The sequence below is a fragment of the Planifilum fimeticola genome (assembly GCF_003001905.1).
Taxonomy (GTDB): domain Bacteria; phylum Bacillota; class Bacilli; order Thermoactinomycetales; family DSM-44946; genus Planifilum; species Planifilum fimeticola.
The window spans coordinates 1-26,518 of sequence record NZ_PVNE01000004.1 but is presented as its reverse complement, the minus strand read 5'-3'; the positions used below and the strand labels follow the sequence as shown (position 1 = coordinate 26,518).

Genomic DNA, 26,518 nt, shown 5'->3' with positions numbered 1-26,518 from the left:
GGGCGGGATATCCACTCAGGAGGAGTAAGTGGGATTCTCGGAAGGCGTCGCTTCCTTTCGGATCCATGCGCTGCCGAAATAGAAGAAGAGGAGAATCAGGGTGGAGAGCGCCAGCAGGTACTTGGTCCAAGGGGGCCAGGGCGCCGGCGTCAAAAATCCTTCGATGAGGGCGGCAATCACAAACAGGGGAATGACGCCCATCATCAGTTGGATGGTCACTTTTCCCTCGCGCTTGAAGGATTCGCCACGGGTCAGTTCCCCGGGAACGAAGAAGGAGTAGGCGAGGGAAAGACCCGCTCCTCCGGCGATGAAAATGGCCGTCAACTCGGTCACCCCGTGCGGCCAAATATGGGCCCAAAAGGTGTAGGATTCCCCCACCCGGTGGAAGAGGGCGGCCAGGGCGCCGATAAGCATTCCGTTGTACAGGAGCATCCAGACGGTTCCGACGCCGAGCAGCGCGCCGAAGGCGAAACAGAGAAAGGCCACCTGAATGTTGTTCACCATGATTTGACTGGAGACGATGGAATGATTCCATTCCCCCGCCGGGCCCGCCTTGGGATCGATGTTCTCCGCCATTCCCAGGGGTAGAAACAGAGATGCGAGCCGGGGATCGCCCAAGGTCAGAAAAAAAGCGAGAAGGGCCCCGACCGCAAACAACGAAAAGGCGATGAGAAAAAAAGGAATCCGCTCGTGGAACAGCAGAGGGAAATCGCGGGTGAAGAAGCGGAGCAGTTCGGGAAATCGCCGCTTTTTCACGCTGCCGTAGAGGACATTGTGGGCGTTCAGCGTAAGTTCGTTCAAGCGACGGGTCACGTCGTGCTGGGGAAAGTAGGTTTGTGCGTACGCGAGATGGCCTGCCACCTTGCGGTAGAGAAAGCCGAGCTCGTCCAATTCCCGTTTGGAAAGGGATCCACGGCGAAATTGATGAATGAGTTCTTCGAGGCGCGTCCATCGGGATTGATTTTTATGGACAAACGACCCGAGTCTGCGATTTGATTGCGGGAGCGACATCCCCTTCACCTCCATCGATTTTATTGTAGCACGAAAAAAAGTTGGTCACGAAGAGGAGAGGATCATGGAAAATCGCGTCGCAGTGGTCACCCCCGAATACGTGCAGATCCAATTTGAAACGGCCGGTATCGGAAGCCGGGCCGCCGCCAAGATGATCGATTTTGCCCTGGTGTCGCTGGTGAACGTTTTGTTCTTTCTCTCGCTTCCTTTTGTCGCGCAGGTGTCTTCCGGTGAGCCGGCGTCCGTCATCATCGCCGTCTACTTGGTGCTCTCCGCCGCGTTTCCCCTGGCCTACTTCGTGCTCACGGAGTACTTCACGGGCCAGACGGTCGGAAAGCGGTTGCTGGGCCTGCGCCTGGTTGCGGATACCGGCCAGTCCCCCGGTTTTTGGGCGGTTTTTCTGCGCAATGTCCTGCTCCTGGCGGATCTTACTCTGCTTGTGGGTTTGATTTTCATGTGGCTTCATCAAAAGGAGAAACGGATCGGCGATCTGGCGGCGGGCACGATGGTGATCCGGGAAAGAAAAAAAGGGGAACGTTCCCTTCCGGAACTTCCCCTGTCGGAGGAGGAGGAAAATTGGTTGCGACGATTTGAGCGGCTGGGGGACGATCAATTTTTGCTCATCGAAGAGTTTTTGACGCGGCGAAACCAGATGGATCCCGACCGGCGCAAAGCGCTGGCCCGGAAGCTTTTACAGCGGATCGAAACGGATGAGGAAACAAGGCAGGCAGATGCCGAAGTCCTTCTCGGAAAGATATATACCTATCTGAAGCAGACCCGATATCCGTCCATCCAATGACGCGCTAACGGGCAAACGGCTCCCAGGGGGGATTTACGTCCGTCCCGGGACGCCTCCGATACCTGATTTCCAAACGGGGCGTGAAGCGTTCGTAATATACAAGTTTGGCCAAAGGATGGGTTCTCGGGATCTGCGGTCCCAGAAATTGAACGGTTCCCTCCTTCTCAGGAGGGATGGACAGGTAAATCATCAAGGTTTTTTTCCCTTCCCGGATCAAACGCCGGACCAGGGGAGTGACCGGGATCGTCACCGGCGCTTGATAAGGTTTTTCCTTGTTTATAGCGGTGACGGGGATCGCGCCGCTTTCTCCTTCCAGGACGAGATCGCGGGGGAGGCTTGTGGGCTGTTCCTTGGAACTGAAATATTGGCATTTGATCGCGGTGTTCCGGTCGGGATTGACGGCGAGAAACAATTTCACCCGGGCCAGTTGGACATCGAATCCTTCGTTCAGACAGGATTCGAGGGAGAACAGTAAACAGCTTCGATAATCCCTCAGCAGCCCTTTATTTCTTTTGATCACCAATGTCGGCCGATCCATCGGCTGCCCGCCGGGGGAGGTGCAGGTGAATGCCTGTCGGCTTCGAATCTCCTGAACGGGAGAGGGGGAAGGAAACCGGTAACTTCTCCGTTTCTCCCGCTTGAATTGCAGAAACTCGGAGACCTTTTCCACCATTTCCCGCACGCGGTGGCCGTAGCGGTGGTGTTGATGAACATACTTTTGACCGTTGGCCGCGATGCGGTCGCGCAGCGACCGGTTTTTCAGCAGGTTGCGGACCAGGGCGCGGGTTTCTTCCGGACGGCGACTGGTCAGCAGGTGATGATGGGGCTTGAAATGGCGAAGCACGGCGGGGATGTGATTGGTGATCAACAAGCCGCCCGTCCCGATGCACTCCCATGTTCGGCGCGTTAATACTTCCTGGTGGTTCTGAATCCCGAGAATAATCTTGGCGGAAGCATACACGTAGGGAACGCGATGATAGGGGATGGGGCCGCCGATGACATGATTCGGCACCGAAAACGGAAGAAGGTTTTTCCCCTGCTCCCAACCCTTCCCCCAGATCTTCAACGAGATGTTTTCTCGCAGCAAGGGTTCCAGCAGGATGCGGAGGCTCTGCAGACGCCAGCTTTCCATGGTCGCGTTGGAGAAATTGGCGACCAATGCCACATCCGACTGATACTCCGGTGCCGGAGGCAGGGGGCGGTGGATTTGGGGGTTGCAGGCAAAGGGGAGGTAATAGGCGGGAATTCCCCTTTCTTCGTATATTTTCGTGCAATCGTAGGAATGGGTGAAGACGACATCGGGCCGCCCGGTTTCCAACACATACAATGACCAATAATCGGTGTGAAGGGGATCTTCCGTGGACCAAAACACGTGAAGGCTGTCGGTTTCTTCGCAATAACGCCTGACTACCTGGAAATAGGGTTCCCGATGAAAGGGGGTCCACCCGTTGGTCAGAATGACATCCGGCCGGTATCGGTTCAGCTGATGGACCAGCTCCTGGGGCGTCAGGTCCGGTTTGGGCACAAAGAGGGGGATGTTGTTCTCTTTGAATCCGGAAGGAACGGTTTCAACATAGTTGACGTAGTTTTCAAGGTAGTACCATTTCATAAGCCCACCCACCTTTACAGGAAGCGGTCCTCATATTGTTTGAACACCGAGCGGTAGGGAAACAGATCCCTCACCATCCGGTCGATGCCTTCCTCCAGCGAAACGGGTTCTTCCGGAAGAAAGTGCCTGCGGAATCCCTCGTTTTTCATTTTCATCTGATGGGTCTCATTCTCTTTTCGGGGATTGGGAATATGGGTGACCTCCGCCTGCAATCCCTGCTTCCGCCCGGCGCGTTGGACATGTTCCGCCAGCTGTTTGGGGCTGGCCAGGATGGTCATCTGGTTAAACACCTGAAATTTCTGCTTCGGAGGGGAATAGGCGGCCGCTTTCGCCAGGGATTGGACGGCATCCTCCAGGGCGATCATCGGCTTTTTCTGTTCCCCTTTTCCATAGATGGTGATCGGGTGGCCGGCCAGCATCTGTGCGCAGAATCGGTTGGGAACCACCCCGAAGTAAAAATCGAAGTCGAACCGGGTTGCCAGATCGGGGTGCAGGCGCGTTTCCTTGGTTCCGGTTCCGAACACGATGGCTGTTCTCAAGTCGGTAATGGTCAGCCCCCACAGCCTGGATGCGAGGTACAGACTGTTGACGTCATTGGCTTTGCTCATGTGGTACCACGACGTGGCCATCCCGGGATAGGGGATCGTATCGGAACCGGAATCGGTCTCCACATGGATGAACCCTTCGGGAATGGTGAAATTGGGCGATCCGTAGACTCCCGTCGTCGTGGTTTCAATCAGATGGGTGGTGTGTTCCAAACCGCATTCTTTGATCCCCCAGAGCAGGTTGCGGCACATCCGGTTATTGTTCTCCTGCGTCAAATTGGCAAGGGGAGCGTGAAGGTGGGAAAAGGGGGCGGCCGGTTGAGCGGCCACGTGCAGAATGACGCGGGGCCGGAAGGTTTTCAATATCTGGCAAACCTTTTGATAGTTCGTCAGGTCTGCTTCAATGAAAGAGAGGTTGCACATGCCGAACTCTTTTGCCGTCTTCATCCGCCTGTCCATCGGCGCAATCGGAATCGCGCTGACGCTTCCGATTTCCTCAACCCAGCGGCGTCGTCCGAAATGGTCCACTCCGATGATTCGCTCTTCGGGAAAGGCCCGACTGAGTTTCAACATCAGCGGCCAGCCGATATAGCCGTCGGCTCCGGTGACTAAAATCATTCTGCATCACTCCCCGTTTTCATTTTTGATCGAATCCTTTCGATGAATTTCATGACGTTCAGCCCGTCGTGCTGGGTCACAAGGGGGGGGCGGCCCGTTCTCACGGAGGAGACGAAGTGCTTGATCTCCTCCAGCAGGGGAGACGTTGCCGGTATTTCCACGGTCCGGTGATCGACTTGTTTGGTGTGCCGGTCGAGTCGGGTGAAAAGATGCAGCCGATGATTCAACAGGTCGGCAACCCAAGTCCGATCGGTCTCCGTCAGAATGATCTTTCGCCTGTGCAAGGCACCCGTGCGGACCGCATGAACATTCACAAGAAAGGAAGAGTCGAAGAGGATTTGAACCATCGCATTGTCGATGAGACCCCGGTTCATCTCCTCGGGGTAGACGGTCCGACCGGATGCGGCGAGGCGGACGGGAGAAGTTTTCATTTGATCGGCCAAGCGGAGGATCAGATCCAGGTCGTGAACCATCAAAGTGAGCAACACGTCTGCATCGATGTTTTTTCTCAAGGGAACATACCGGTAAAATTCTCCCATGAGCAGGTTTTCGTATCGAACCGATTTCAGAAGGGTTTGGATCACCGGATTGAACCGCTCCACATGCCCCACTTGAATGTGAACTTTGTATTTGTCGGCGAGCCGGCACAGGGATCGGGCCTCGTCAACGGTATGGGTGAAGGGCTTTTCCAGAAACACATGGCATCCGTTTCGGACGGCTTCCGATGCCGCGTCATAATGGGCGGTGGTCGGCACGCAGATGACGACGGCTTCGGCTTGTTTCAGCAAGTCATGCAGGCTTTGTGCCGGAGGAACCCGATACTTTTCCGCCAGGGCTCTCGCCTTGGAAGGATCGGAATCAAAAACCCCGACGATTGTCACTTCGGATAAGGTGATCAGATTTCGGAGGTGATTTTCTCCCATAAACCCCGCTCCCACCAGCCCGATTGGAATTTTTTTTGCGGACAAGGACTCCATCTCCCTTCAGAAATATTTCACATCCGTCCATCATAGGATGAAAGAGATGGAGGAGGGGGGCGGATGATACCGTTAATCGACATAAAGAGACAACATCAAGCCCTTAAGGGTGAGATGGAACGCGCCGTCGGAGAGGTGCTGGATCAGGGACAATTCATTTTGGGAAAAAACTTGGAAGCCTTCGAAAAGGAGATGGCCGAGTATTGCGGAACCCGCTACGGAATCGGCGTGAACAGCGGAACGGATGCCATCTTTTTGGCCTTGCAGGCGTTGGGGGTGGGGGAAGGAGACGAGGTGATCACCAGCCCTTACACCTTTTTCGCCACCGTCGAAGCGATCGTGCATACGGGCGCCCGGCCGGTCCTGGCGGATATTGAAACCCGCCACTTCAACCTGGATCCCGAGCAGGTGGAGCGGGCGATCACGCCCCGCACAAAAGCGATCCTCCCGGTGCACCTGTTCGGTCGCCCAGCGGATATGAAAGCTTTGGCGTCCCTTGCGCAACGTTACGGGTTGCGCCTGGTGGAGGACGCCTGCCAAGCGATTGGCGCCGAGATCGAGGGCAAACCGGTGGGATCCTGGGGCGATGCCGGCTGTTTTTCCTTTTATCCCACCAAAAACCTGGGCGGGATGGGGGACGGCGGTATGATCACGACGTCCGACCCGCAGCTGCATGAGCGGATCCGCCTGTTGCGCACCCACGGGGCCTACCGGAAGTATCACCATTCCCGTTTCGGGTTCAACAGCAGGTTGGATGAGATTCAGGCGGCGATCCTGCGCATCAAGCTAAAACATCTCCCTAAGTGGAATGGTCGACGGCGGATGTTGGCCCGGCGCTATCGAGAGGCCTTTCATGGGCTGCCTCTTCAACTCCCCGCGGAGGATTCCCAAATCACCCCGGTCTACCACTTGTTCGTTGTTCGCACCCCCCACAGCGCCTCCCTAAAAAAATGGCTCGCGAGCCATGGAATCGGCTGCGAAATCTATTACCCCATGCCGTTGCACCACCAGAAGGCCTGGAAAGACCGCTTTCCCGTTCCTTCGCTGCCCCGGGCGGAGGCGGTTGCGGGAACGACGCTGGCCTTGCCGGTCTATCCGGAACTTTCCGATGGGGAGCAGGAGATCATCATTGAGAAAGTGATCCGTTTTTTCAAGGAGGGGAAGGGCCTTTGAAGTCCTTCATTCATCCGCAGGCGCAGCTGGGAAGAAATGTCCGCATCGGGATGTCTTCCTACATAGGTCCCCAGGTGATCATAGGGGATGAGGTGGAAATCGGTTCCCACGTAATCATTCATGAACAGACGATGATCGGGGACCGAGTGGAAATCGGAGACAACACGATTTTGGGAAAGAAACCGATGAGAAAGAGGGAGGCCAATACGGCCCCTGCGAAGATCCGGAACGATGTGCAAATCGGGAGCAACAGCATTTTGTACCGCGGGTGCGTCATCGGCGAACATTGCTTCATCGCGGATCTCGTGACCGTAAGAGAACATGTGGTGGTTGGAAAGAAGTGTGTCGTCGGAAGAGGGGTGACGCTGGAAAATCACATTCAGGTCGGAGACCGGGTCAAGTTGGAGACCAATGCGTATATTACGGCGTACTCCCGATTGGAGGACGATGTGTTCGTGGCTCCCTGCGTGGTTACGTCGAACGACCCCTTTGCGGCCCGCGCCCCGCATCCGATCACTTTTAAGGGGGTTCATGTAAAAAGAGGAGGAAGAATTGGGGCCGGAGCGGTCTTGCTTCCGGGAGTGACGATTCATGAAGAGGGATTTGTTGCGGCGGGCAGTGTGGTGACCAGGGATGTCCCCGTCAAAACCATTGTCAAAGGGGTTCCGGCCAAACCCTTCCGGGCGGTTCCCGAAGACCAGTGGCTTTCCAATCTTCCTCCAAGATCCTAATTGATCCTAAGCGGGCTCCAGGAAGTATTCCCGTATCCCCTCTTTGAGGCTCTTCATTTTTTTCCCCTTGAAGAGCGTTTTGATTTTTCTGTTGTCCAATGCGGTGAAGTACGTCCTTTCTTCCCTGAAGCCATCTTCCTGCTGGCGGACGATGGGCACGGACCGTCCGAGGCACTCCTGTCCGACTTGGTTGACCAGAAGTGCGAGATCCCAAATGCTACGGGTCTCTTCTCCGCCGAGATTGTATACGCCGCGGATGGAAGGGGACAGGGCCTGGTAGTAGGCCCATACCACATCATCCACGTGGATGAAGTTGCGGGTCTGCCGCCCGGTTCCGCGGACCAGGATTTTTTGATTTGCAAGCAGAGCCCTGCAGAAGCTTTCAACTACGGTTTGCTTCGACACCCAGCTCTTTCCGTAAACATTGGACTGTCGAAAGATCACGGTTTCCAGATTTCCTCTGGCTTGTTCGGCGAGAAGCATCTCTTCCGCCCACTTCTTGAGTTGTCCGTAAAAGTTTCTGGGATTAACCGGCGATTGCTCGGTGATCGTCGTCGAGCGAGGATCATAGACGGCGAAAGAGGAGGGGAAGATGATTTTAGCGACACCTGCGTTGACGGCTTCGCGGATCAAGTATTTGAGGGAGAGCAGATTGATCAGTACCGCATCCCTTGCCTGGATTTCACATTGGGCGATATCGCTGACGGCCCCGAGATGGATGATGGTGTCGACATCCCGGACCATCTTTTTCACATCCTCTTCCGCCGTCAGATCCATCTTCTCGATGGGAACACCGTTGATCTCGGACACGGGCTGTACTCGGAAGTTGTCGATCGCCCGGATCGGCACGCCTTGTTTCGACAGAAATTCAACCACTTTGGTTCCGATATATCCCGCGGCGCCGGTGATTAATATCATTTATGCCAGGATCCTCACATAGCTGATGTTTCGGATGAGGAAGGTCAGAAGGCTGGAAGAGCCGTATCCCGGCGGAGGAGCCGTCTGAATCGTGAAGGCACCGTTGGTCACGCTGACGAGTTGTCCTTCAAACGGGCCGCTGCCCTGGGGAACCACCACTTGGACCGTACGGCCGATGAATTGGCGAAGCCGGTTTTCCAGATCCATCTCACATCACACCTCCCTGGGGAGAGACAAAGATAATGCTGCTGAACGGAATCAAAATGATCTCCCCGCCCGCTTGCAGCTCGAGGAAATCGGATCCGACAAAGGTTACTTGTCCGGTTACGTCGCCTCCGGTCGTTTCAACGGTGACGTTCATCCCCAAGTAGGATTGGAACAAACGTCTGATGGACTGGTCGTCCGGAACGCCCCGGTTGAGAACGATACCCAAGATCTCTTCGACAAAATCAAATACTTCATTCAGCGTGTTATTTAACACCACTCTTCTTCACCTCCGTGATCATAGATTATTTGTCGGAGAATAAAAGAGTAAGGGCAAATATTACAAACCTCTCAGAAAATAGACGCTTGTTTTTTGCCCGTTTTCATCAAAAAGCCCCCTATAACCTGACGGATAGGGGGAGTCATTTTTTTCAATATCTATTTGTCACGGAGTCAACACATCAATGGTGACGGTGGCGACATTGGACAGGGCGCTTCCGTCGCTGGCTTGGTAGGTAAAGCTGTCCGTGCCGGTAAAGCCGGCGTTCGGAGTGTAGGTGAAGGAGCCGTCGGGATTTAATACCAGCGTGCCGTTGGTGGGACCGGTGACCAACTGGGCCGTCAGCGGATCGCCGTTCGGATCGGTGTCGTTGGTCAGCACGCCGGGAGCAGGAACCGTGAGGGGAGTATCCACAGCGGTCGTGTAGGAATCATCGTTAGCAACGGGGGGCTGGTTCGTGGCGTTTACAGTAATGGTGACCGTAGCCACCAGGGATCTGGAAACCCCGTTGCTGGCTTGATATGTGAAGGTATCCGTTCCTGTGAAGCCGGCATTCGGCGTGTAGACAAAGGAGCCATCCGAGTTGAATGTCAGCGTGCCGTTGGGCGGATTGCTGACCAAAATGGCCGTGAGGGGAAGTCCCCTGAAGTCAAAATCGTTGGCCAGCACGCCGGGGGCAGGGACTGAGAGAGGGGTTCCTTCATCGGTGGTATAGAAATCGTCCCGCGCGATGGGTCGGAGCTGAGGCGGCGGAGGAAGCGGCGGTTGCGGCGGAAGAACGCCGGAGCCGAAGATCGTGGAAACAACCCCTTGAACGAAATTGAACACGCTATTGAGGATGTTGACGATCAACCCATTTCACCTCCCAATTTATCAATACGCTTTTATAGAGTAGAGAGAAAAGGCTGATGCGCAGGAAAAGAAAAATTGTGCGATAGACCGTTTGGAGCCCTGGCACGCATTGTCTTCGAAGCGAGGGGGCGGAGAAGGAAAAGCAGGTTTTCCCGTGTGTTTCGCTGTTTCGGATACAAGACAAAATGCATATTAGTTTTGGATGAAAAAATTAGTATAATAGTAATATAATAGAAGCCACCCAAAGAGAGGAGGTTCGATCGTTCGCTTCATCGCCCCCGGCGCTGTCGGAATCTAAATGAAAGAGAGGAACGGAAATGGGAAAATCCCGATTGCCGCGTCGGTTGTTTCTCTTGTTGTTGATTGCCTTACTGGTTTTGCCGGTCAACTCGTTTGCAACCCAAACTAAACAAACCCATACCTCCCTACACAAAAACAGCCCAAAAACAATCGAAGAAAAAATCAACCGCAAATTGAAAGGCCAATTTGCCGAAAACGAGTTTGTCACGTTCTTGGTGAAGTTCAAGGAACAGGCAGACACGAAGAAGGCGGCAGCTGAAGCCGCCGAAATGGCGAAGAAACAAAAAAAGACTCCCTTTGAGACCCGTTTGATGAAGCGTTCCGCCGTGGTCTCGGAACTTCGGGCCACCGCGTTCGGCACGCAGCGAAACGTGCAGGCATTCCTGGAAAAACAAAAAAGGGCGGGAAGAGTAAAAACATTCCGATCCTATTATATTGTCAATTCAATGGCGGTGACCGGGACGAAGGAAGTTATGGAAGAGTTGGCCTCGTTCCCGGAAGTGGACAAGCTGTTGCCCGATGAGATCCGCAAATTGCACCGGGCTGACGCGGGTTCGACAAACGCGAAAACCGCGACGATCGAATGGAACATCGAGAGAGTGGGCGCTCCCGCCGTTTGGAATCTGGGAATTGATGGCTCGGGAACCGTCGTGGCCAACATCGATTCCGGAGTCGAGTGGGATCATCCCGCGTTAAAGGAAAAATACCGCGGTTACAACCCCGACGATCCCGATGCCCCGGATCACGAATTCAACTGGTTTGACGCGGTAAACGGGCGAGAATCTCCCTACGACGACAACGGGCACGGAACCCACACCATGGGCACCATGGTCGGCTCCGGGCCGGATGGATCCGACCGGATCGGCGTGGCTCCCGGCGCCAAGTGGATCGCCGTCAAAGCGTTTAACGCCAGTGGCAATGCCAGCGATTCGGATCTGCTCGCCGCCGGCGAATGGATTTTGGCCCCCAAAGATGCGGAGGGCAATCCCCATCCGGAAAAAGCCCCCGACGTGGTGAACAATTCCTGGGGCGGCGGAGCGGGCATCGACGAATGGTATCGCCCGATGGTGCAAAACTGGCGGGCGGCCGACATTTTCCCCGAGTTTTCCGCCGGGAATGACGGTCCGGGAAGCGAAACCGTCGCCAGCCCGGCCAATTTTCCCGAATCCTTCGCCACCGGCGCAACCGATATCAACAACGGCATTGCCTCCTTTTCGTCGCGCGGACCCTCCCCGTACGGGGAAATCAAGCCGGAGCTGGTCGCTCCGGGCGCCGGAATCCGTTCTGCCGTGCCGGGAGGGGGGTATGCCGGGTACAACGGCACTTCCATGGCCGGCCCCCATGTCTCGGGAGCGATCGCCCTTCTCAGACAGGCGGATGCTTCCCTCAGCGTCGACGACATGGAGCGCATTCTCATTGAAACGGCAATCCCTCTCACCGACAGCCAGTACCCCGATTCGCCCAACAACGGCTACGGACACGGGCTGCTCAATGTATTTGACGCAATTTCGTCCGTGCGGACGGGAATCGGGGAGGTTCGCGGACATGTGGTGCGGGAAGGGGAAGACGACGAACCTCCGCAATACCGGCACGAGGCCCCCGCAGAAACTTACACGGACATGGATCTTCCGCTCAGGGTGGACGCGCAGGACAACATCAGCATTCTCAAGGTGGAATTGCAGTACCGCTCCGATGACGCGGGTGATTGGACTTCCGTGGAAGCAAAGCGCGTGCATGGAGATTATCGGGAAGGAACCTATGAGGCTACCGTTCCAGCCGATGGGATCAAAAAGCCGAAGCTTCAATACAAGTGGCGTATTGTCGATTACGGCGGGAACGATGTGATGTCGGATGTCTATGAGGTAAATGTGAAGTCGGGGATCACCATCGGCTATTTCCAGGATTTCGAATCGACGCCCGTCGGCTGGTATTCCTTTGGTCAAAACGACTCCTGGCAGTGGGGCAAACCCAGCTCGGGTCCCGGGCAAGCCTACTCGGGCGAGAGAGTATACGGTACCAACCTGGACGGCGACTATGCCAGCAACGCCAACATGACGCTGGTGACGCCGCCGATCGAACTGCCGAAAGGAAATGCCTACCTGCAGTTCAAACAATGGTACAACCTGGAGCAAAACTGGGATTACGGCCATGTCTTCGTATCGACGGACCAGGAGAACTGGACGCAGCTATCGAGGTTTACCGATCTCTCGGACGGCTGGATCGACGGAGAGGTGGATCTGTCCGATTATGCAGGGCAGCGCATCTACATCGGTTTTAATGTCACAACGGACTACAGTGTGGTCAGACCCGGATGGTACATCGATGACGTCCGCCTGAGCGACACCCCCCTCGACGATCCGCCCGTGAAACAGCAGGCTCCGCAGACGAACGCCAAAGCGTCCGACAAAAAGGGTGCTCCGATTGATCCGGATGCGATCAAACCGGGCAAGCGCGTCAACATTCAGCATCCCATTGCCGCAAAAGACAAATCCTACACGGTCTCCCCCCAATCCTTGCCCCTTGAGGCAAAGGTGAGCGTGCTCGAAACGGGCCGATCGGTGACGACCCACCCGGCAGACGGAAGCTATGCGATGCGACATGCAGCCGGCTCATACACTCTCCGGGCGGAGACGTACGGATTCCGCTCGGTGGATCAGCGGGTGGAAATCACATCCGGCGAGGCGACCGAAGCCAACTTCACCTTGCAACCGATTCCCCAAGGTGTGGTCCGCGGGACCGTCACCAACCAAGCCACCGGAAAACCGATTGCCGGCGCCACCTTGCTGTTGGTGGAAGATGCGGCGATCATCCCGGTGACGACCGATGAAAACGGCAGCTACTCCATCACCGCCTATGAAGGGACGTACACGCTGAAAACCCTCGCTCCGTACTATTACAGCAATGAGACGAAGATCACGATTTCCGGCGATCAGGTGACGGAGCAGGATATCGCTCTCAAGCCCTTTATCGGGTATCCGAACGAAATCGGATATGACGACGGAACCCCCGAAAACGCCCGCTCCTTCTACGATGCCGGAAACGGCTGGGCGGTGAAAATGTCGCTGGAGGAGGGGCAGGAGCGAGCCATGGTCACTGCCGGTCTGTTCCGATTCTGGGATACGGAATGGCCGGTTCCGGGGGGAACCCGTTTTCAGGTGGCCGTCTACGATGACAGCGGAGAAGACGGAGCGCCGGGGAAAAGGATCGCCGGGCCCTTTGAGGCCGACGCGGCCCGCGACGGCACCTGGACAACGGTCGATTTGAGCGACAAAGGGATCATGGTGGAAGGCGACTTCTACATGGTCTTTTTGCAGACCGATCCTTACCCCAATTCCCCCGGTCTGGCCACCGATGAAAGCAGCCCCAACGCCGGACGCAGCTGGCAGTATATCAGCGGCACCTGGTCACCGACGCCCGCATCGGAAGGAAACTACATGATCCGTGCCCGGGTGGAATACGAAGTTCCCGTGCCGACGATCACGTCACCTGCGGACGGCACCTTTACCAACCAATCCGAAGTGACGATTGAGGGAAGGTCGGCTCCGTCCGTCGATATCCATCTCTATAACGGCGGGGAAGAGGCGGCCGCTGTCCGAACAACGGATACGGGTACGTTCCAGGCGAAGCTCACGCTTAAAAAAGGTGTAAATGTACTTACTGCCGCCGCGGTAACGGATCGAGGAAAGACAGATCTTTCCGAACCGGTGAAGGTGATCCTGGATCAGGAGAAGCCGACTCTCACCATCGACGATCCGGCGGATGGACTGAAAACAAACCGCGAGGCGGTCACCGTGGAAGGCAGAGCGATCGACGAACATCTCGACCGGGTAACGATGAACGGCGTCAAAGCGGTTGTGAAGGAAGACGGATCCTACTCCCATCGACTGGCACTGGACAGCGGCGAAAACCGAATCAAAGTCGTTGCTCAGGACAAGGCGGGAAACATCCGAGAGAAAGAGATTACGGTTTACGCCAAGTTCACGCCCCCGACGATCGAACATGTCAAGCCTGACAAGGATGTTACCCTCAAGGCGGGGCAATCGGTGACGGTGGAACTGAGAAGCCAGCCGGAGCTTTCCGCCGAATTCGTCATCTACCTGCCACAGATCCGGACGGCTCAGTCCGGCGGCATTCCCATGAGAGAAGTCTCTCCCGGCCACTATGTCGGGGTTTGGACAGCCCCCAAAGGGAAAGACAAGATAAAGGTCAATGGCGCAACCATCGAAGTGCGCGTGACGGATGATTACGGCAACACCGCGTCGAAGGCGGCCAAGGGTAAGCTGAATATCAAGTGACCGGACGAATTCAAGCGGTCAGATCTTCATGCAAGATCTGACCGCGATCTTATTGTTGATCGTGTATACGGTATGCCGGAACGCTTTAAGCTCTTTGCCGCCGGTCCCGATTTGTCGAAAGAAATATCATATATTCCTTTTCAGGAATATTCCTTTCGTGGTATAATCAAGTCATGGAAGCGATTTTGAGTGCTCTTGCCGAGTCCAACCGGTTAAAAATCATCGAACTCTTGCGTGACGGCCCCCGTTCAGTGGGGGAAATCGCCACTGAACTCGGGCTCCGGCAGCCTCAAGTTTCCAAACACCTCCGTGTACTCAGTGATGCCGGGCTCGTCGAGGTGCATCCGATCGCCAACCGGCGGATCTACAAGCTGCGACCCCAGCCGCTCAAAGAGCTGGACGATTGGCTGGAATCCTTTCGCCGTGTCTGGGACGAGAGATTCGATCAGTTGGACGATTATCTGCGCGAAGTGCAAGCAAAGGAAAAGAAAGAGGGATGCGGAAAACAGTCCTGACACGGAACATCGCGGTTTTTGATTCGCCGGCACAACATCATAAGGAGGAATTGAATTGTCCAATCCGTACGAATTGGTTATCGCGCGCACCTTCGATGCGCCTCGGGAGCTAGTGTTTAAGGCGTTTACGGATCCGGAGCACCTGAAGCACTGGTGGGGACCGAAAGGTCTCACAATCAGCGTGGCCAAGTTTGATCTCCGTCCGGGCGGTATCTTTCTCTACAGCCAGCAATCCCCCGGAGGCGAAGTGCTGTGGGGCAAATTTGTTTATCGCGAAATCGTGGAACCGGAGAGGCTCGTCTACACCAATTCCTTTTCTGATGAGGAGGGAAACACGGTCCGGGCTCCATTCAGCCCCACCTGGCCGCTGGAAATCCTGAACACGTTGACTTTCGCTGAGCATGGAGGAAAGACGACGCTAACCATGCGCGGGATGCCTGTTTCCGCGACAGAGGAGGAGCTCGAGACATTCAAGGAAGCACACGATATGGTTCGGAAGGGATTTGCCGGAACCTTGGATCAGCTTGCCGATTACCTGTCAAAGGTTTGATCGTACAGGTCTCCGGTTGTCTGGTGACGCAATGAAAAAGGTGAAGCAAAATCATCACCCGACTCGTCCCCGGGAATATAGGGTTCGGGCCGGGTGATGATTTTGCTGCCAGCGCCATTGTCAGGTAGTGGATCGAACCACCAAGCGGTGAGGCATTTCGACAGCGCTTTGGTCGACCGGCAAACCTTCAATCAGACGGAACAGCATTTCAGAGGCGTGTTCTCCCATTTCCCTGATGGGTTGGTATACGGTTGTGATGTCCATCAGTTCGGCGATCGGTTGATCATCAAATCCGACAACGGCGATATCTTCGGGAATCCGGATGCCGTGTCTTCTCGCCTCGAGGATAAAGCCCGCTGCCACCTGATCGCTTCCCGCGAACAGAGCGGTGGGTTTGTCTGACATCTCCCGTATGGTCCGGAAGAGTTCTTTTCCGGCGAGGACATTGCCCGTGCTCACATTTTCAAAGATATAGCGACTGTCTATTTCGATTCCCGCTTCGGAGAGGACATCCTGATAGGCCTGCCAGCGGGGTCACTGCACCGTGCAAAAGGCATTCTTTTGTTTCGCCAGGCAGACGGCGATCGATCGGTGTCCTTTTTTCACCAGGTGGAGAAGGGCCTGCCGGGCGCCGTTGTAGTTGTTGACGTAAACCATGGGGACGGTGGCCTTTTTCTCATAGGAATTCACCAGAACGAGCGGGCCGCTGGAGGCATAAGGGGCCACCTTTTCCCAATCGTTCTGCATGTCTTCGAGAAGGATGCCGTCCACCTGTTTGGTTTGCAACAGATGAAGGAATCTCAGTTCTTCCTGCGCCTGAACCCGGGTTTGGCAAACCATGATCTGATATCCCTTTCTCAAGGCGACCTCGCCGATTCCCTGCATCAAACCGCTCATGAAGGGGTGGTCGATACGCTTGATTATTGCGGCGATGACCCCGGTTTTTCCCCGTTTCAGATGAACCGCCGAGGAATTGGGAGTGTAATTCAGCTGGCGCATGGCTTCTTCAACCGCCAGACGGCTCCGTTCGGACACATACGGATGACCGTTCAGCACCCGGGAGACGGTGGCCGTCGAAACACCGGCCTTTTTGGCGATATCTTTGATGTTTGCCATTCCAGTCACCACCAGACCAGTACTTTATCATTAATTATAAATACTGCCTTAATTACAAATCATCCTTTTTATCCGGATCCTCCGACATCCGGCGGGAGACGGAGGATCCCGCTTTCCACATACTGCCCACCGAAAGCAAGAAGAGAACAATGATTATCAGTTTCTCCACGCGCATCCCTCCGTAAGGATACTCTTCAGCATAAAGGTAAGTTGTGTAATGCATTACAGGTCAAGGTTTTTTTCAAACGGGGAGGGATATGGCCCAAAGACGGCGCAGGGGAAGAGGAAGCAACATCTGCATTAATTATTTTGTATTAATCAAAAAAATTCGATATTTGTGTTGATTTTGCTGGAAGGAGTTGTTATAATTAGTTTAGACAATGCACTAACTAATATATCAATTCACAATTGTCCGTGAAAGCATACAACTTGCCGAAAAATCATTGTTCTCAGCTCAGAAAAAGATGGAAAGGGGGGAGGAAGCGGGAGCACAGCGGCATATCTTTGTTTTGTCTTTGATTGAAGTTTATGGAGACGACCGGGGAAAAAGAGCGACAGCGGATTTGTGCTTCAAGCGAATACCTTAAGGTTTACCGGGAGGTTTTCGTATGTTGAGGTCCAAACCGTTCATTGTTTCCGCCGCGCTCGTCTTGCTTCTCTCCTTGGCTTTACCGGTTGCCGGCCAGAATTCAGCCTATGCGGGAATCGCGGACGACAAGTTTTTGGGGAATGTGATCGCGGATTACATCCCGTCCGACTTCGCCACTTATTGGGATCAGGTCACCCCGGAAAATTCGACGAAATGGGGATCCGTTGAGTCTTCGAGGGGTAACATGAATTGGAGTCAGGCGGATATGGCCTACAATTACGCCAAGAACAACGGGTTTCCCTTCAAATTCCACACGCTGGTATGGGGAAGCCAGGAGCCCGGCTGGGTGAGCAGTCTTCCCGCATCGGAACAGCGGGCGGAGGTGATCGAATGGATCCAGGCGGCCGGACAGCGGTACCGAGGAGCCGAATTCGTCGATGTGGTCAATGAACCCCTGCACGCGCCGCCTTCCTATAAGGATGCCATCGGAGGGAACGGATCGACGGGCTGGGACTGGGTGATTTGGTCCTTTGAACAGGCCCGGCAGGCCTTTCCCGATTCCAAATTGCTTATCAACGAGTACGGGATCATCAGCGACCCCAATGCCGCCGCCCAATATGTGGAGATCATCCAGCTGCTCAAAAGCCGGGGGTTGATCGACGGAATCGGCATTCAATGCCATCATTTCAACATGGATGACGTAAGCGTCAGCACCATGAGAAATGTTTTGAATATGCTGGCTTCAACCGGATTGCCCATTTATGTTTCCGAACTCGACATGACCGGGGATGATCAGACGCAATTGGCGCGATATCAAGAGAAATTCCCGGTTCTGTGGGAGCACCCGGCGGTGCAAGGGGTCACCATTTGGGGCTATATTGAAGGAGAAACCTGGAGGGACGGAACCCATCTGATCACCCGCTCCGGTCAGGAACGCCCCGCCTTGACCTGGCTCAGGGAAGTGTACTTCGGAAACGGCGGCGATGGAGGAGACGGAGGAGGCGGAGGCGACGAAGCCTACGCCGACTTCGAGTACGGAACGGAGGGATGGAGCGGACGCAACTTGGTGGGAGGCCCCTGGTCCACCGATGCCTGGAGCGCAAAGGGATCCCGCTCGCTGCAAGGGGATATCCTGCTTTCCAACGGAAGCCAACACTATCTGTACAAGAGCGGAAACTTTAATTTCTCCGGACATTCGCTGCTGAGAGCCACCGTCAAGGGAGCGACCTGGGGAAATTACGGAAACGGACTGGGCGTGAAATTGTACGTCAAATACGGAAGCAACTACACCTGGAAGGACAGCGGCTGGCAGACCATCCGCCCCGGTGAACAAAGAGAATTGACGTTGAATCTCTCCGGCGTAAACACTTCGGACATCAGAGAGTACGGCGTACAGTTTATCGGAACCGAAGGTTCATCGGGCCAGACTTCCGTCTACGTCGACAATGTGTATCTGTGGGATTGAAAAAAAGCCCCTTATTTGGGGCTTTTTTGTTCGGGTCGAAACGGATTTGAGCCGCCTCTGTTCAGGATTTTCATTCAAAGTAACAAAAGAAACATTTTGTAACTTTTTTAAGCCCCGAAAAAGCGGTATAGGAGTTGCTTCAGGGAGAAAATCTCCCATCGGTCGATGCAAATCCAAGCATATTTTGAATACTTTTCCTCTGCCCGCTGAGGAACATGCTTGTGTCCGGGATATGTGGATTCGCTTGTTTTGATATTATTTGTGTGCCTCAATATCTTATAAATCACTTCTCCGGGATCGGCTATTACATGTCCAATAATAAAAACCATTTTCACATCCTCTGCTGTTGATTTATAATAAAAATATATCGATAATTTCGTTTGTTTTAGGAGATGATTTGACATGAGCGGAATTGCAGGATGGGTTGATTGGAAAAGAGATCTGTCCAAAGAACAGGATGTTTTGCGCGGGATGACCGATGCGATTCGGCACCGCGGTCCGGATGATGAAGGGAATTGGTTTTCCCAACGCGCGGCGATCGGTCACCGTCGTCTCTTCGTCATCGATCCTGCCGGCGGAAAACAACCGATGGTTTATCGCTCCGGGGATCATTCCATTGTACTTTCCTATGACGGGTTTATTTATAACTATCGAGATCTGAGATCCGAACTTGAAAACCTCGGTCATCGTTTCGGGACGGAATCGGATGCGGAAGTTTTGTTGCACAGCTATCTGGAATGGGGAGAAGATTTTCTCCGGCGCATAAACGGGGTTTTTGCCTTTGCCATTTGGGATGAACGGCGCAGCGCGTTGATGTTGGCACGCGATCGCCTCGGAGTCAAGCCCCTCTTTTTTAAGGTACATAATTCCGGCCTATTATTCGGCTCCGAACTAAAGGCCATTCTGGCGCATCCGGAAGTCAAACCGGAAGTGGACGTCGAAGGATTCAGCGAAATCTTCGCGATGGGTCCCGTCCGCACCCCCGGTTTTGGTGTGTTTCGCGGAATTCAGGAAGTCCGGCCGGGTCATTACATCATTTTCACAAAAGAAAAAGCGCATCATCACCAATATTGGAAATTGGAAAGCAAGCCGCATGAAGACGATGTGGATACGACGGTTGAAAAAATCCGGGAAATCTTGAAAGACACCGTCAAACGTCAATTGATCGCCGATAAACCCGTCGTGTCCATGTTGTCGGGCGGCCTGGATTCCAGCGGACTCGCTTCCATGGCTTCCCGGTATATGGCGGAAGAAGGCAAAAGACTCCGCACCTATTCCCTTGACTTTGCGGGAAGCGATCAACATTTCAAAACCAGCCTGTTGCATGCCAGCCGGGATGAGCCGTTTGTGAAAATCGTTTCAGAGTATGCCAATACCGATCACCATACGGTAATCATTGACCGCGACGAGTTGACGGAAAACTTGTTCCTCCCCTTGAAAGCCCGTGATTTGCCGGCACTGGGTGAAATGGAAGCATCGCTTCATCTTTTGTTCCGTGAAATGAAAAAAGATGCGACGGTTACACTGTCCGGAGAATCCGCCGACGAGGTTTTCAGCGGATATCCCTGGTTTCATCGGGATGAATTTTTGTTTTCCGGAACGTTCCCGTGGAGCGCACAAATTCGCTACTTCCGAGATATATTGAATGAAGAGACGCTGAAGAAACTCCGGCCGGAAGAACACAGAAAACGCAGATATCAAGAAGCGGTGAATGAGGTTCCAAAATTGGAAGGAGAGTCGGGAATCGAAGAAAAACAGCGGGAAATGTCTTATCTTTTCATCACCCGCTTCCTGTCGTTTTTGTTGGAGCGGAAAGACCGCATGAGCATGCATAACAGTTTAGAAGCACGTGTTCCATTCAGCGATTACCGGTTGGTTCAATACTTGTTCAATGTTCCCTATTCGATGAAAACCATCGATAAAGTCGAAAAAAGCCTGCTCCGCCGCGCCTTCCAAGGTTATTTGCCGGAAGAAGTGCTCACCCGCAAGAAAAGCGCTTATCCGTCAAACACGGATCCGAGTTACTACCAAAACATCCGCATGATGTTGAACGAAATGATCGAAGATCCGCAAGCGCCTCTGATTCCGTTTTTGGACAAACAAAAACTCAACTACATTTCCGGACATCTCTTTGAAAAAGCTCCGTTTGAAGTCGGAAAAATGATGGAGTTTATCCTTCACGTCAATCAATGGTTGCAAGACTACAAGATCTCGTTGAAACTGTAGTCCCATGAAAAAGGCTGGGTGTTCATAAGCACTCAGCCTTTTTTGTTGCCTCGAGAAGATTGATATTTCCCAATCGGTTTCCTCTCCCCCTCTTTTCCTGATGATCCGAAAAAACGTCAGAACAATCTCGGCGTCATTGCCTTTCAGACAAGCGATGATCGCGGGACATTAGTGGACACGCGGGTATTTTGCAAGAGGAAACGAGGGACAATATTCCTCGGATAAGAAAAAGGAGCGTGATGAAATGAAACGAACCCTTACTGTTGATAAAGGTCTACTCTGCCTTTTACTTGTCCTGGCAGTCACCGGAGCGACCGGCTTTTCTTTTCTTCCCGCTTCTACGGAAAGGATACCGAGGGCATCCGAGCGATGCCCGAAGGCGGATGATCTGATCAAACCGGATGACGAAGCCGAAAAGGAAATTCGCGATGTGCTCCCTCAACTGATCCGGGAGACCTATGGGGAAGATTCTCGTTACCAAAATTATGAGGTAAGGAGAATCATCGCCCTTGATCACCCCGAGGCTTTCCCCTACTCCGGAATCGCCGAGCAACGATGCGGTAAAGCGGTTGCCGGGAAATCTATGCTCGTGGAATTGTTCTTCCCGGAATTTTGGCCGAGTGCCAGTTTGTCACAAGGTCAGATGTTCGCAGCTAAAACCAGTGAAGGATGGAAAGTTTGGTATCGCTATCATTGAACAAAAGCGCCCTTAACTAGGAGGGCGCTTTTGTTTTTTCTCCGAACAGGAAATAAAATAGGTTACAAAATATTGCTCCGCCGAGTTTGTTGTTTGTGTCGCCTGCTCCACCTGTTCCCTTTGCCCTTCACTTCCCGGATTGATTCCTCTGTCATTATTATTTTGCTAGGGTTTTCTCTGTCCGATACCCGGTGCGAGGCTCAGGTCAATTTTTCACTCTGATCAACATACATATCCCTCAAATGGTAGACTGTAAAAAAACCCGCCCCCGTCGTCTTTGAATCGTACGGCCGCAAGGAACCCTGCGCTTTTTCGCAAAATGCGCATGCAAAATTCCCAAATCTACAGTAATCTGGTATTGAGTGATTTAACCCGGTGTTTTAATTGAGGACAAGGTCCTAGGGGGAAAAGCGTTCGACTGAATTCATTCGGATTTGCATGCGACAAAATTACAAAAGGAGCGATGAACATGACTGCCCCCTCCGACTTTCCCGTCATCTCCCGCCGCCTTCCGGAAAACATCAACCGGATCATCGCCCGTTTTCCAGAAGCGGTTCAGGAGTTTTTTCTGGAAATGATCAGCGCCGACCGCTCCCATCAAACTATCGCCAACTACGCCTACGACTTCGCTCTCTTCTTCGATTTTCTCGCTTCCCGCAACATCGACTTTGAATCGGTCACTTCGCGCACCATTCAGAGATTTTTCAGGCATATCGAAAACGGGTATGAACGAACCGTCTGGGTGAAAATGCGCTCGAAGGACCCGGAGACCGGCGCAATTCGGGAACAGTGGGTGGAACGGAGGCATTTCCGGGAAAATTCCCGCAGCGGAAAGGAAAGGAAAAGGGCTTCCCTCCGCTCTCTATTCCGTTTTTTGGTCAAGTCCGGGTATTTGGATCGCGATCCCATGCAGGAATACGAGGACGCCTCCCTCCGCTCCCGCTCCCGGCGCCGCGTACCCGTCTTCCTCACCCGGGAGGAGGCCCTCCGCCTCATCAAAGCGGTCGGCAGCTATCACGAGCGCAACCGCGGGGATCACCGCACATTCCCCTGGTTTGAAGCCCGCGACAGGGCCATCCTCCTCCTCCTTCTGGGCACCGGAATGCGTGTATCCGAGCTGGTCGGCCTCAATTTGAACAGCATTCAGCCGGACGGTGAAACGGCGCGGGTGATCGTTCTCGGCAAAGGCGGCCGGGAAAGGATGCTGAAATTGAACAACACCGCCTACCGGGCCCTCCGGGAATACCTGGCGCAACGGCCCTCGGACGGCATCCCCCCGGAGCATCGGGAGGCCCTCTTCCTCAACCGCAATCGGACCCGTCTCAGCCGGAAGGGGGTTTACGAAGCGATCAAAAAATATGTCCGGGAGGCCAATCTCCCTCCCAAGGCGGCCAATATCTCGCCCCACAAGTTGCGCCACACCCTGGCCACCCTGCTCCTCTCCAACGGGGAAAATCTGCGCGTGGTCCAGGAGATCCTCGGCCACTCCAGCATCCAGACGACCCAAATCTACACCCACGTCATCAATTCGGAGAAGGATGAGGCGCTCAAGCGGCTGGACAATTTGATGTGACATCCTCCCCTATCCGACGAAGGCCGGAAGCCATCGGCAGGCATTTCCCGGATCATCACCTTGGTCTTGAGCGCTCTCCCCTTTTCCCAGGGGCATGGGGAACATCGACGACGAAGCACACGATGTTCCCCATGCCCCTATCCTTGTCGTTCACTCCCTCGGCAGGTGCTGTGCCACCCATTGACTTCTTGCCTCCGTTTGATTATTCTTTGTTTAACGAATATTGGAAGGGGGGTGAACCGTGATGCTGTATGTCGTCCCGAAAGGTCAAACACACATCGGAAAGAAGGGAAAACATGATGCAAATCTCGGTTCGCCCCGTCCGGCCGGATGAATTGAGGGATTTCATCGTCACATGGACCGATCCCAACCATGTCGACGACGTGAAACGGTATGTGGACCAGATGATGAAAAAGGGGTCGATCCGCCGGGAGTGGTGCTTTGTTGCCTGGCAAGAAAATCGGCTGGTGGGCCGTGTGGCCTATTGGTCCCTTCCCAAGATCGGAAAGCCGGAAGCATTGGTGCTGTTGGACCTGCCTTGGGAACATGAGCAGTATCTATCCATCGGCGCGCATCTGTTGCAGGAAACGTTGACTCTGATGAGGGAGACGGGCGTTGATCAAATCGGGTATGTAGTGGACACGCCGCCGATGCCTCCTCAGTGGCAACGATTTCCGGAACAACGAATGAGGCTCCTCGAACACCTCGGATTCGTCGTGGAACGGATGACCCATCGATTTGAGTGGAGGGCGAAAGGAAGCCCGTTGCCCGTTTCTGAAAAAGGGTTGATATTTCGCACCTTGCCTGAGGTGGGAGAAGCCGCTTTTATCGAGGCGGTGATGCGGGTTTCCGAGCAAACACTGGATCGCCGGATCCGCCAAGAACGCGAACAGGAAGGGGCCCTGAAGCAAGCACAGCTGATGTTCAAGGACTTGCAGTTTTTTACGTATGATCCGTCCTGGTGGCAACTCGCCTTCTCCTCAAACGGGGATCTGATCGGATTGGTGATGCCCGCTGTCAACCCGACATACGCGACGATTGGTTACATCGGAGTTGTACCGGAACAGAGGGGCCGTGGTTATATCGACGCTCTTCTCAATCGGGGAACGGCGATTCTTGCTCAAGCCGGAGTCGATGTCATTCGGGCGGATACCGATGTGGAGAACTTGCCCATGGCCAACGCGTTCAAACGGGCAGGTTACGTTCCCTTCGCAAAAAGGTACGAGTACATTATCGATTTGCGCGCATAAAAACAATCAGCCACTTCGTCATGCGAAGTGGCTGATTTCTTTGTTTTCTTACAGGATCAAATATACTGCTTCACATCGTACTGGCGCAACACGTTTTCCATTTTCATCGCCAGTCCGAGATTTCCTTTTACCTTCAGCTTGCCGGCCATGAAGGCGGCGGTTCCGTTCAGGTTGCCCAGAAGGAGATCCCGGAAATCGTCCAGGGACATCTGCAAGGTGCAATCGGCATTGGCCGCTTCCCCTTTCTCCACCTTCGCCTTGCCGTTGGACAGGTGGAGTTGATAGGTTCCTCCTCCATCGCCGGTGATTTCATATTGATAGACCGCTTCAATTCCCTGGGTCGGGCCCGGCTCCTTGTTCAAAACCTCTTCCACCTTTTGAAACACTTCTTCCAGGGTATAATCCTTCAAATCTTTACCCATGTTCTTTCCCCTTTCATGCTTTTGTCATATTATTGTTCGATATAACAGTACAACAACCCCAAGTGTTTGACAAGTTCGAAGATGAGTCAATCGTCACAATCCGGCAGAAATGACCTTTTTCTGGATCTGCGTCGTGCCTTCGTAGATGGACAAAATCTTGGCGTCCCGCATCCACTTCTCCACCGGATAGTCCCGCATGTAACCGTAACCGCCGAGAATCTGAACGGCATTGGTCGTCACTTCCATCGCGACCTCCGCAGCGAAGGCCTTGGCCATGCTGCCCTCCACGGCGCAGGATTCGCCCCGGTCGGCCAACTCCGCCGCGCGCCAGGTCAGCAATCGGGCGGCGTCGATTTTTGTCTTCATGTCGGCCAACATGAAGGAAATCGCTTGGTTCTTGAAGATGGGACGGCCGAATTGCACCCGCTGCTTTGCGTACTCCAATGCATATTCATATGCCGCGCGGGCCACTCCGACTGCACCCGCCGCCACCGCCGGCCGGGAGTACTCCAACATCTTCATCGCACCGAAAAAGGCCATATTTTCTTCACCGAGCAAGTTCTCATGGGGCACCCGCACATCCTCGAAGATTACATCTCCGGTGTGGGAGGCGCGAATTCCCATCTTCCGCTCCTTTTTGCCCCCGGACAATCCCGGCGTGTCTCCGGGGACGATAAAGGCGGAAACGCCGTAGTATCCGGCATCCGGATCGGTCTTGGCAAACACCACGTACAGATCGGCGATGCCCCCGTTGGTGATAAAACACTTCCGCCCGTTGATCACCCATTCGTCTCCGTCGCGGACCGCACGGGTCTGAATCGCCTTGACGTCGGATCCTGCACCCGGTTCCGTCAATGCCATCGCGCCGAGTCGAGGGTTTTCCGGATCGCACAGATAGGGGATCCACTTTTTCTTCTGCTCTTCATTTCCCATGTAATAGATGGGAAGCCCCGCCAAACCGGCGGCCGAAAGGGAGGTGGCGATGCCGGCGCAACCCCAGTAAAGCTCTTCGAGGATCAGGCAGGCGGCCATGACGCTCGTAAGACCGCCCCCGCCGTATTCTTCAGGGGCCATGTAGTTGGTCAAGCCGACCTTTGCCGCCTTCTTGAGCACCTCATACGGAAACTCTTCCTTCTCATCGTACTCCGCCGCAACGGGCCGGATTTCCTTCTCGGCAAATCCCCGGGCCCATTTTCGCAACTCTTCCTGTTCTTCTGACAGCTGAAAGCTCAAGCCACTCATGGTCTTCGTCTTCAACGCCGTTCACCCCCGAAAAGATACTGATACGTACTGGTACCGATCCCGTCAAAAGAAAAACACCTTTCCCCCACCCCGCAAGCGGTTCCTGGGGACTCTGCCCGGTCAGTACCGGAGAGTACTCGATAATATTGTAGAACGATGTCGGGCGTTCCGTCAAGTGCAAGAAGTAAGATCATTTGCACAACGGGAACCGACAAGGGGAGGATTAAGTTGGCCGATTCCCCTCCTGCGCTCCTCCCGGTCAACATGCCAAGCTGCGACCAAATCCTAGTCAAACGGCGCCAAAGAGACCGGACCGAATGTCCGCGATGATTTCCCCCGATTCGGCATGTATGCCTTCTTTCCCAAGTCCCGCCCCGGCAAGTGCCCCCATTTCCGCCGCGAGATGGCGGTCATCGCAGTACAAAGAAACGGTACAGAAAAAACCACCGCCGATAAGGCGGTGGTTGAGGCTGTTGACAAAGAAGGGTCAACAGCCTTTTTTGTTGAATTCGGAATAAAACAATTCCGAAGGAAGGTTTTTATATGTTCAGGACGAACCCA

The 26,518-nt window shown here is 54.2% G+C and carries 23 protein-coding genes and 2 pseudogenes; 12 read left to right on the top strand and 13 right to left on the bottom strand.

Translation table 11 applies throughout. The annotated features are described in order from the left end of the window. Positions 1–15 precede the first annotated feature (15 nt). Positions 16–1,011, bottom strand: a complete 996-nt coding sequence (locus CLV97_RS03640) for a stage II sporulation protein M (protein ID WP_170070346.1) — start codon at positions 1,009–1,011, stop codon at positions 16–18. Positions 1,012–1,075: 64 nt separating this feature from the next. Here CLV97_RS03640 and CLV97_RS03635 point away from each other — a divergent pair, with 64 nt between their 5' ends. Continuing rightward, positions 1,076–1,810 (top strand): RDD family protein, encoded by a 735-nt coding sequence (locus CLV97_RS03635; RefSeq protein WP_106344177.1) that lies wholly within the window; start codon positions 1,076–1,078, stop codon positions 1,808–1,810. 4 nt (positions 1,811–1,814) lie between these two features. Here CLV97_RS03635 and CLV97_RS03630 read toward each other — a convergent pair whose 3' ends face one another. The 3 genes from CLV97_RS03630 to CLV97_RS03620 are packed head-to-tail and all read right to left on the bottom strand — an operon-like array spanning position 1,815 to position 5,559. Next, positions 1,815–3,419, bottom strand: coding sequence for a CgeB family protein (locus CLV97_RS03630; protein ID WP_106344176.1), 1,605 nt, complete (start codon positions 3,417–3,419; stop codon positions 1,815–1,817). 14 nt (positions 3,420–3,433) lie between these two features. Beyond that, complete coding sequence (locus tag CLV97_RS03625; RefSeq protein ID WP_106344175.1) at positions 3,434–4,582, bottom strand: NAD-dependent epimerase/dehydratase family protein; 1,149 nt, start codon at positions 4,580–4,582, stop codon at positions 3,434–3,436. Beyond that, a complete protein-coding gene (locus tag CLV97_RS03620; RefSeq protein WP_106344174.1) occupies positions 4,579–5,559 on the bottom strand; it encodes a Gfo/Idh/MocA family protein in 981 nt (326 codons plus the stop codon). Before CLV97_RS03620 ends, CLV97_RS03625 begins: the two co-directional genes overlap by 4 nt. A gap of 63 nt (positions 5,560–5,622) precedes the next feature. Here CLV97_RS03620 and CLV97_RS03615 point away from each other — a divergent pair, with 63 nt between their 5' ends. Next, on the top strand, positions 5,623–6,732 hold the full coding sequence (locus tag CLV97_RS03615; RefSeq protein WP_106344173.1) for a DegT/DnrJ/EryC1/StrS family aminotransferase: 1,110 nt from the start codon (positions 5,623–5,625) through the stop codon (positions 6,730–6,732). Then, on the top strand, positions 6,729–7,463 hold the full coding sequence (locus CLV97_RS18730) for an acyltransferase (protein WP_106344172.1): 735 nt from the start codon (positions 6,729–6,731) through the stop codon (positions 7,461–7,463). The genes CLV97_RS03615 and CLV97_RS18730 overlap by 4 nt, the downstream gene beginning before the upstream one ends. Positions 7,464–7,469: 6 nt before the next feature. On the opposite strand, the gene CLV97_RS03605 is transcribed toward CLV97_RS18730, so the two are convergent. The 4 genes from CLV97_RS03605 to CLV97_RS03590 form a co-directional block, all read right to left on the bottom strand. Further along, on the bottom strand, positions 7,470–8,381 hold the full coding sequence (locus tag CLV97_RS03605; RefSeq protein WP_106344171.1) for an NAD-dependent epimerase/dehydratase family protein: 912 nt from the start codon (positions 8,379–8,381) through the stop codon (positions 7,470–7,472). Then, on the bottom strand, positions 8,382–8,588 hold the full coding sequence (locus CLV97_RS03600; RefSeq protein WP_092038679.1) for a hypothetical protein: 207 nt from the start codon (positions 8,586–8,588) through the stop codon (positions 8,382–8,384). Position 8,589: 1 nt separating this feature from the next. Next, positions 8,590–8,865, bottom strand: coding sequence for a DUF2642 domain-containing protein (locus tag CLV97_RS03595; protein WP_106344170.1), 276 nt, complete (start codon positions 8,863–8,865; stop codon positions 8,590–8,592). Between the two features lie 165 nt (positions 8,866–9,030). After that, positions 9,031–9,717 (bottom strand): cadherin-like domain-containing protein, encoded by a 687-nt coding sequence (locus tag CLV97_RS03590; protein WP_106344169.1) that lies wholly within the window; start codon positions 9,715–9,717, stop codon positions 9,031–9,033. Between the two features lie 317 nt (positions 9,718–10,034). Between CLV97_RS03590 and CLV97_RS03585 the strand changes: the two genes are divergently transcribed. The 3 genes from CLV97_RS03585 (at position 10,035) to CLV97_RS03575 (ending at position 15,377) form a co-directional block, all read left to right on the top strand. After that, positions 10,035–14,312: a S8 family peptidase gene (locus CLV97_RS03585; RefSeq protein WP_106344168.1), complete on the top strand. Its 4,278-nt coding sequence runs from the start codon at positions 10,035–10,037 to the stop codon at positions 14,310–14,312. Between the two features lie 173 nt (positions 14,313–14,485). Continuing rightward, positions 14,486–14,827, top strand: a complete 342-nt coding sequence (locus CLV97_RS03580) for an ArsR/SmtB family transcription factor (RefSeq protein WP_106344167.1) — start codon at positions 14,486–14,488, stop codon at positions 14,825–14,827. A 55-nt stretch (positions 14,828–14,882) separates the two neighbouring features. Continuing rightward, complete coding sequence (locus tag CLV97_RS03575; protein WP_106344166.1) at positions 14,883–15,377, top strand: SRPBCC domain-containing protein; 495 nt, start codon at positions 14,883–14,885, stop codon at positions 15,375–15,377. Between the two features lie 120 nt (positions 15,378–15,497). Here the strand turns inward: CLV97_RS03575 and CLV97_RS03570 are convergent. Both CLV97_RS03570 and CLV97_RS03565 read right to left on the bottom strand, forming a co-directional pair. After that, positions 15,498–15,896 (bottom strand): annotated as a pseudogene (locus tag CLV97_RS03570) (substrate-binding domain-containing protein); the annotation flags it as partial. A gap of 15 nt (positions 15,897–15,911) precedes the next feature. Then, entirely contained in the window at positions 15,912–16,493 is a 582-nt protein-coding gene (locus CLV97_RS03565) for a LacI family DNA-binding transcriptional regulator (RefSeq protein WP_106344164.1), read from the bottom strand. Between the two features lie 608 nt (positions 16,494–17,101). On the opposite strand from CLV97_RS03565, the pseudogene CLV97_RS03560 reads away from it, so the two are divergent. The 6 genes and pseudogenes from CLV97_RS03560 to CLV97_RS03535 all read left to right on the top strand — a co-directional run. Further along, a pseudogene (locus tag CLV97_RS03560) lies at positions 17,102–18,043 on the top strand (endo-1,4-beta-xylanase); the annotation flags it as partial. Beyond that, entirely contained in the window at positions 18,044–18,547 is a 504-nt protein-coding gene (locus CLV97_RS18835) for a hypothetical protein (RefSeq protein ID WP_342749764.1), read from the top strand. Between the two features lie 402 nt (positions 18,548–18,949). Continuing rightward, positions 18,950–20,773, top strand: a complete 1,824-nt coding sequence (asnB, locus tag CLV97_RS03550) for an asparagine synthase (glutamine-hydrolyzing) (RefSeq protein ID WP_106344161.1) — start codon at positions 18,950–18,952, stop codon at positions 20,771–20,773. A 244-nt stretch (positions 20,774–21,017) separates the two neighbouring features. Further along, positions 21,018–21,470: a hypothetical protein gene (locus tag CLV97_RS03545; RefSeq protein WP_106344160.1), complete on the top strand. Its 453-nt coding sequence runs from the start codon at positions 21,018–21,020 to the stop codon at positions 21,468–21,470. Positions 21,471–21,939: 469 nt separating this feature from the next. Then, the gene (locus tag CLV97_RS03540; protein ID WP_170070344.1) at positions 21,940–23,043 is read left to right on the top strand and encodes a tyrosine-type recombinase/integrase; all 1,104 of its coding nucleotides are present in this window, start codon (positions 21,940–21,942) and stop codon (positions 23,041–23,043) included. Between the two features lie 296 nt (positions 23,044–23,339). Further along, positions 23,340–24,293, top strand: a complete 954-nt coding sequence (locus CLV97_RS03535) for a GNAT family N-acetyltransferase (RefSeq protein WP_106344297.1) — start codon at positions 23,340–23,342, stop codon at positions 24,291–24,293. A 56-nt stretch (positions 24,294–24,349) separates the two neighbouring features. On the opposite strand, the gene CLV97_RS03530 is transcribed toward CLV97_RS03535, so the two are convergent. The 3 genes from CLV97_RS03530 to CLV97_RS18320 all read right to left on the bottom strand — a co-directional run. Further along, positions 24,350–24,715 (bottom strand): SCP2 sterol-binding domain-containing protein, encoded by a 366-nt coding sequence (locus tag CLV97_RS03530; RefSeq protein WP_106344158.1) that lies wholly within the window; start codon positions 24,713–24,715, stop codon positions 24,350–24,352. A 93-nt stretch (positions 24,716–24,808) separates the two neighbouring features. Further along, positions 24,809–25,948: an acyl-CoA dehydrogenase family protein gene (locus tag CLV97_RS03525; protein WP_106344296.1), complete on the bottom strand. Its 1,140-nt coding sequence runs from the start codon at positions 25,946–25,948 to the stop codon at positions 24,809–24,811. Between the two features lie 294 nt (positions 25,949–26,242). Further along, a partial coding sequence (locus CLV97_RS18320) for a hypothetical protein (RefSeq protein ID WP_211295671.1) occupies positions 26,243–26,518 on the bottom strand: 276 nt, incomplete at its 5' end.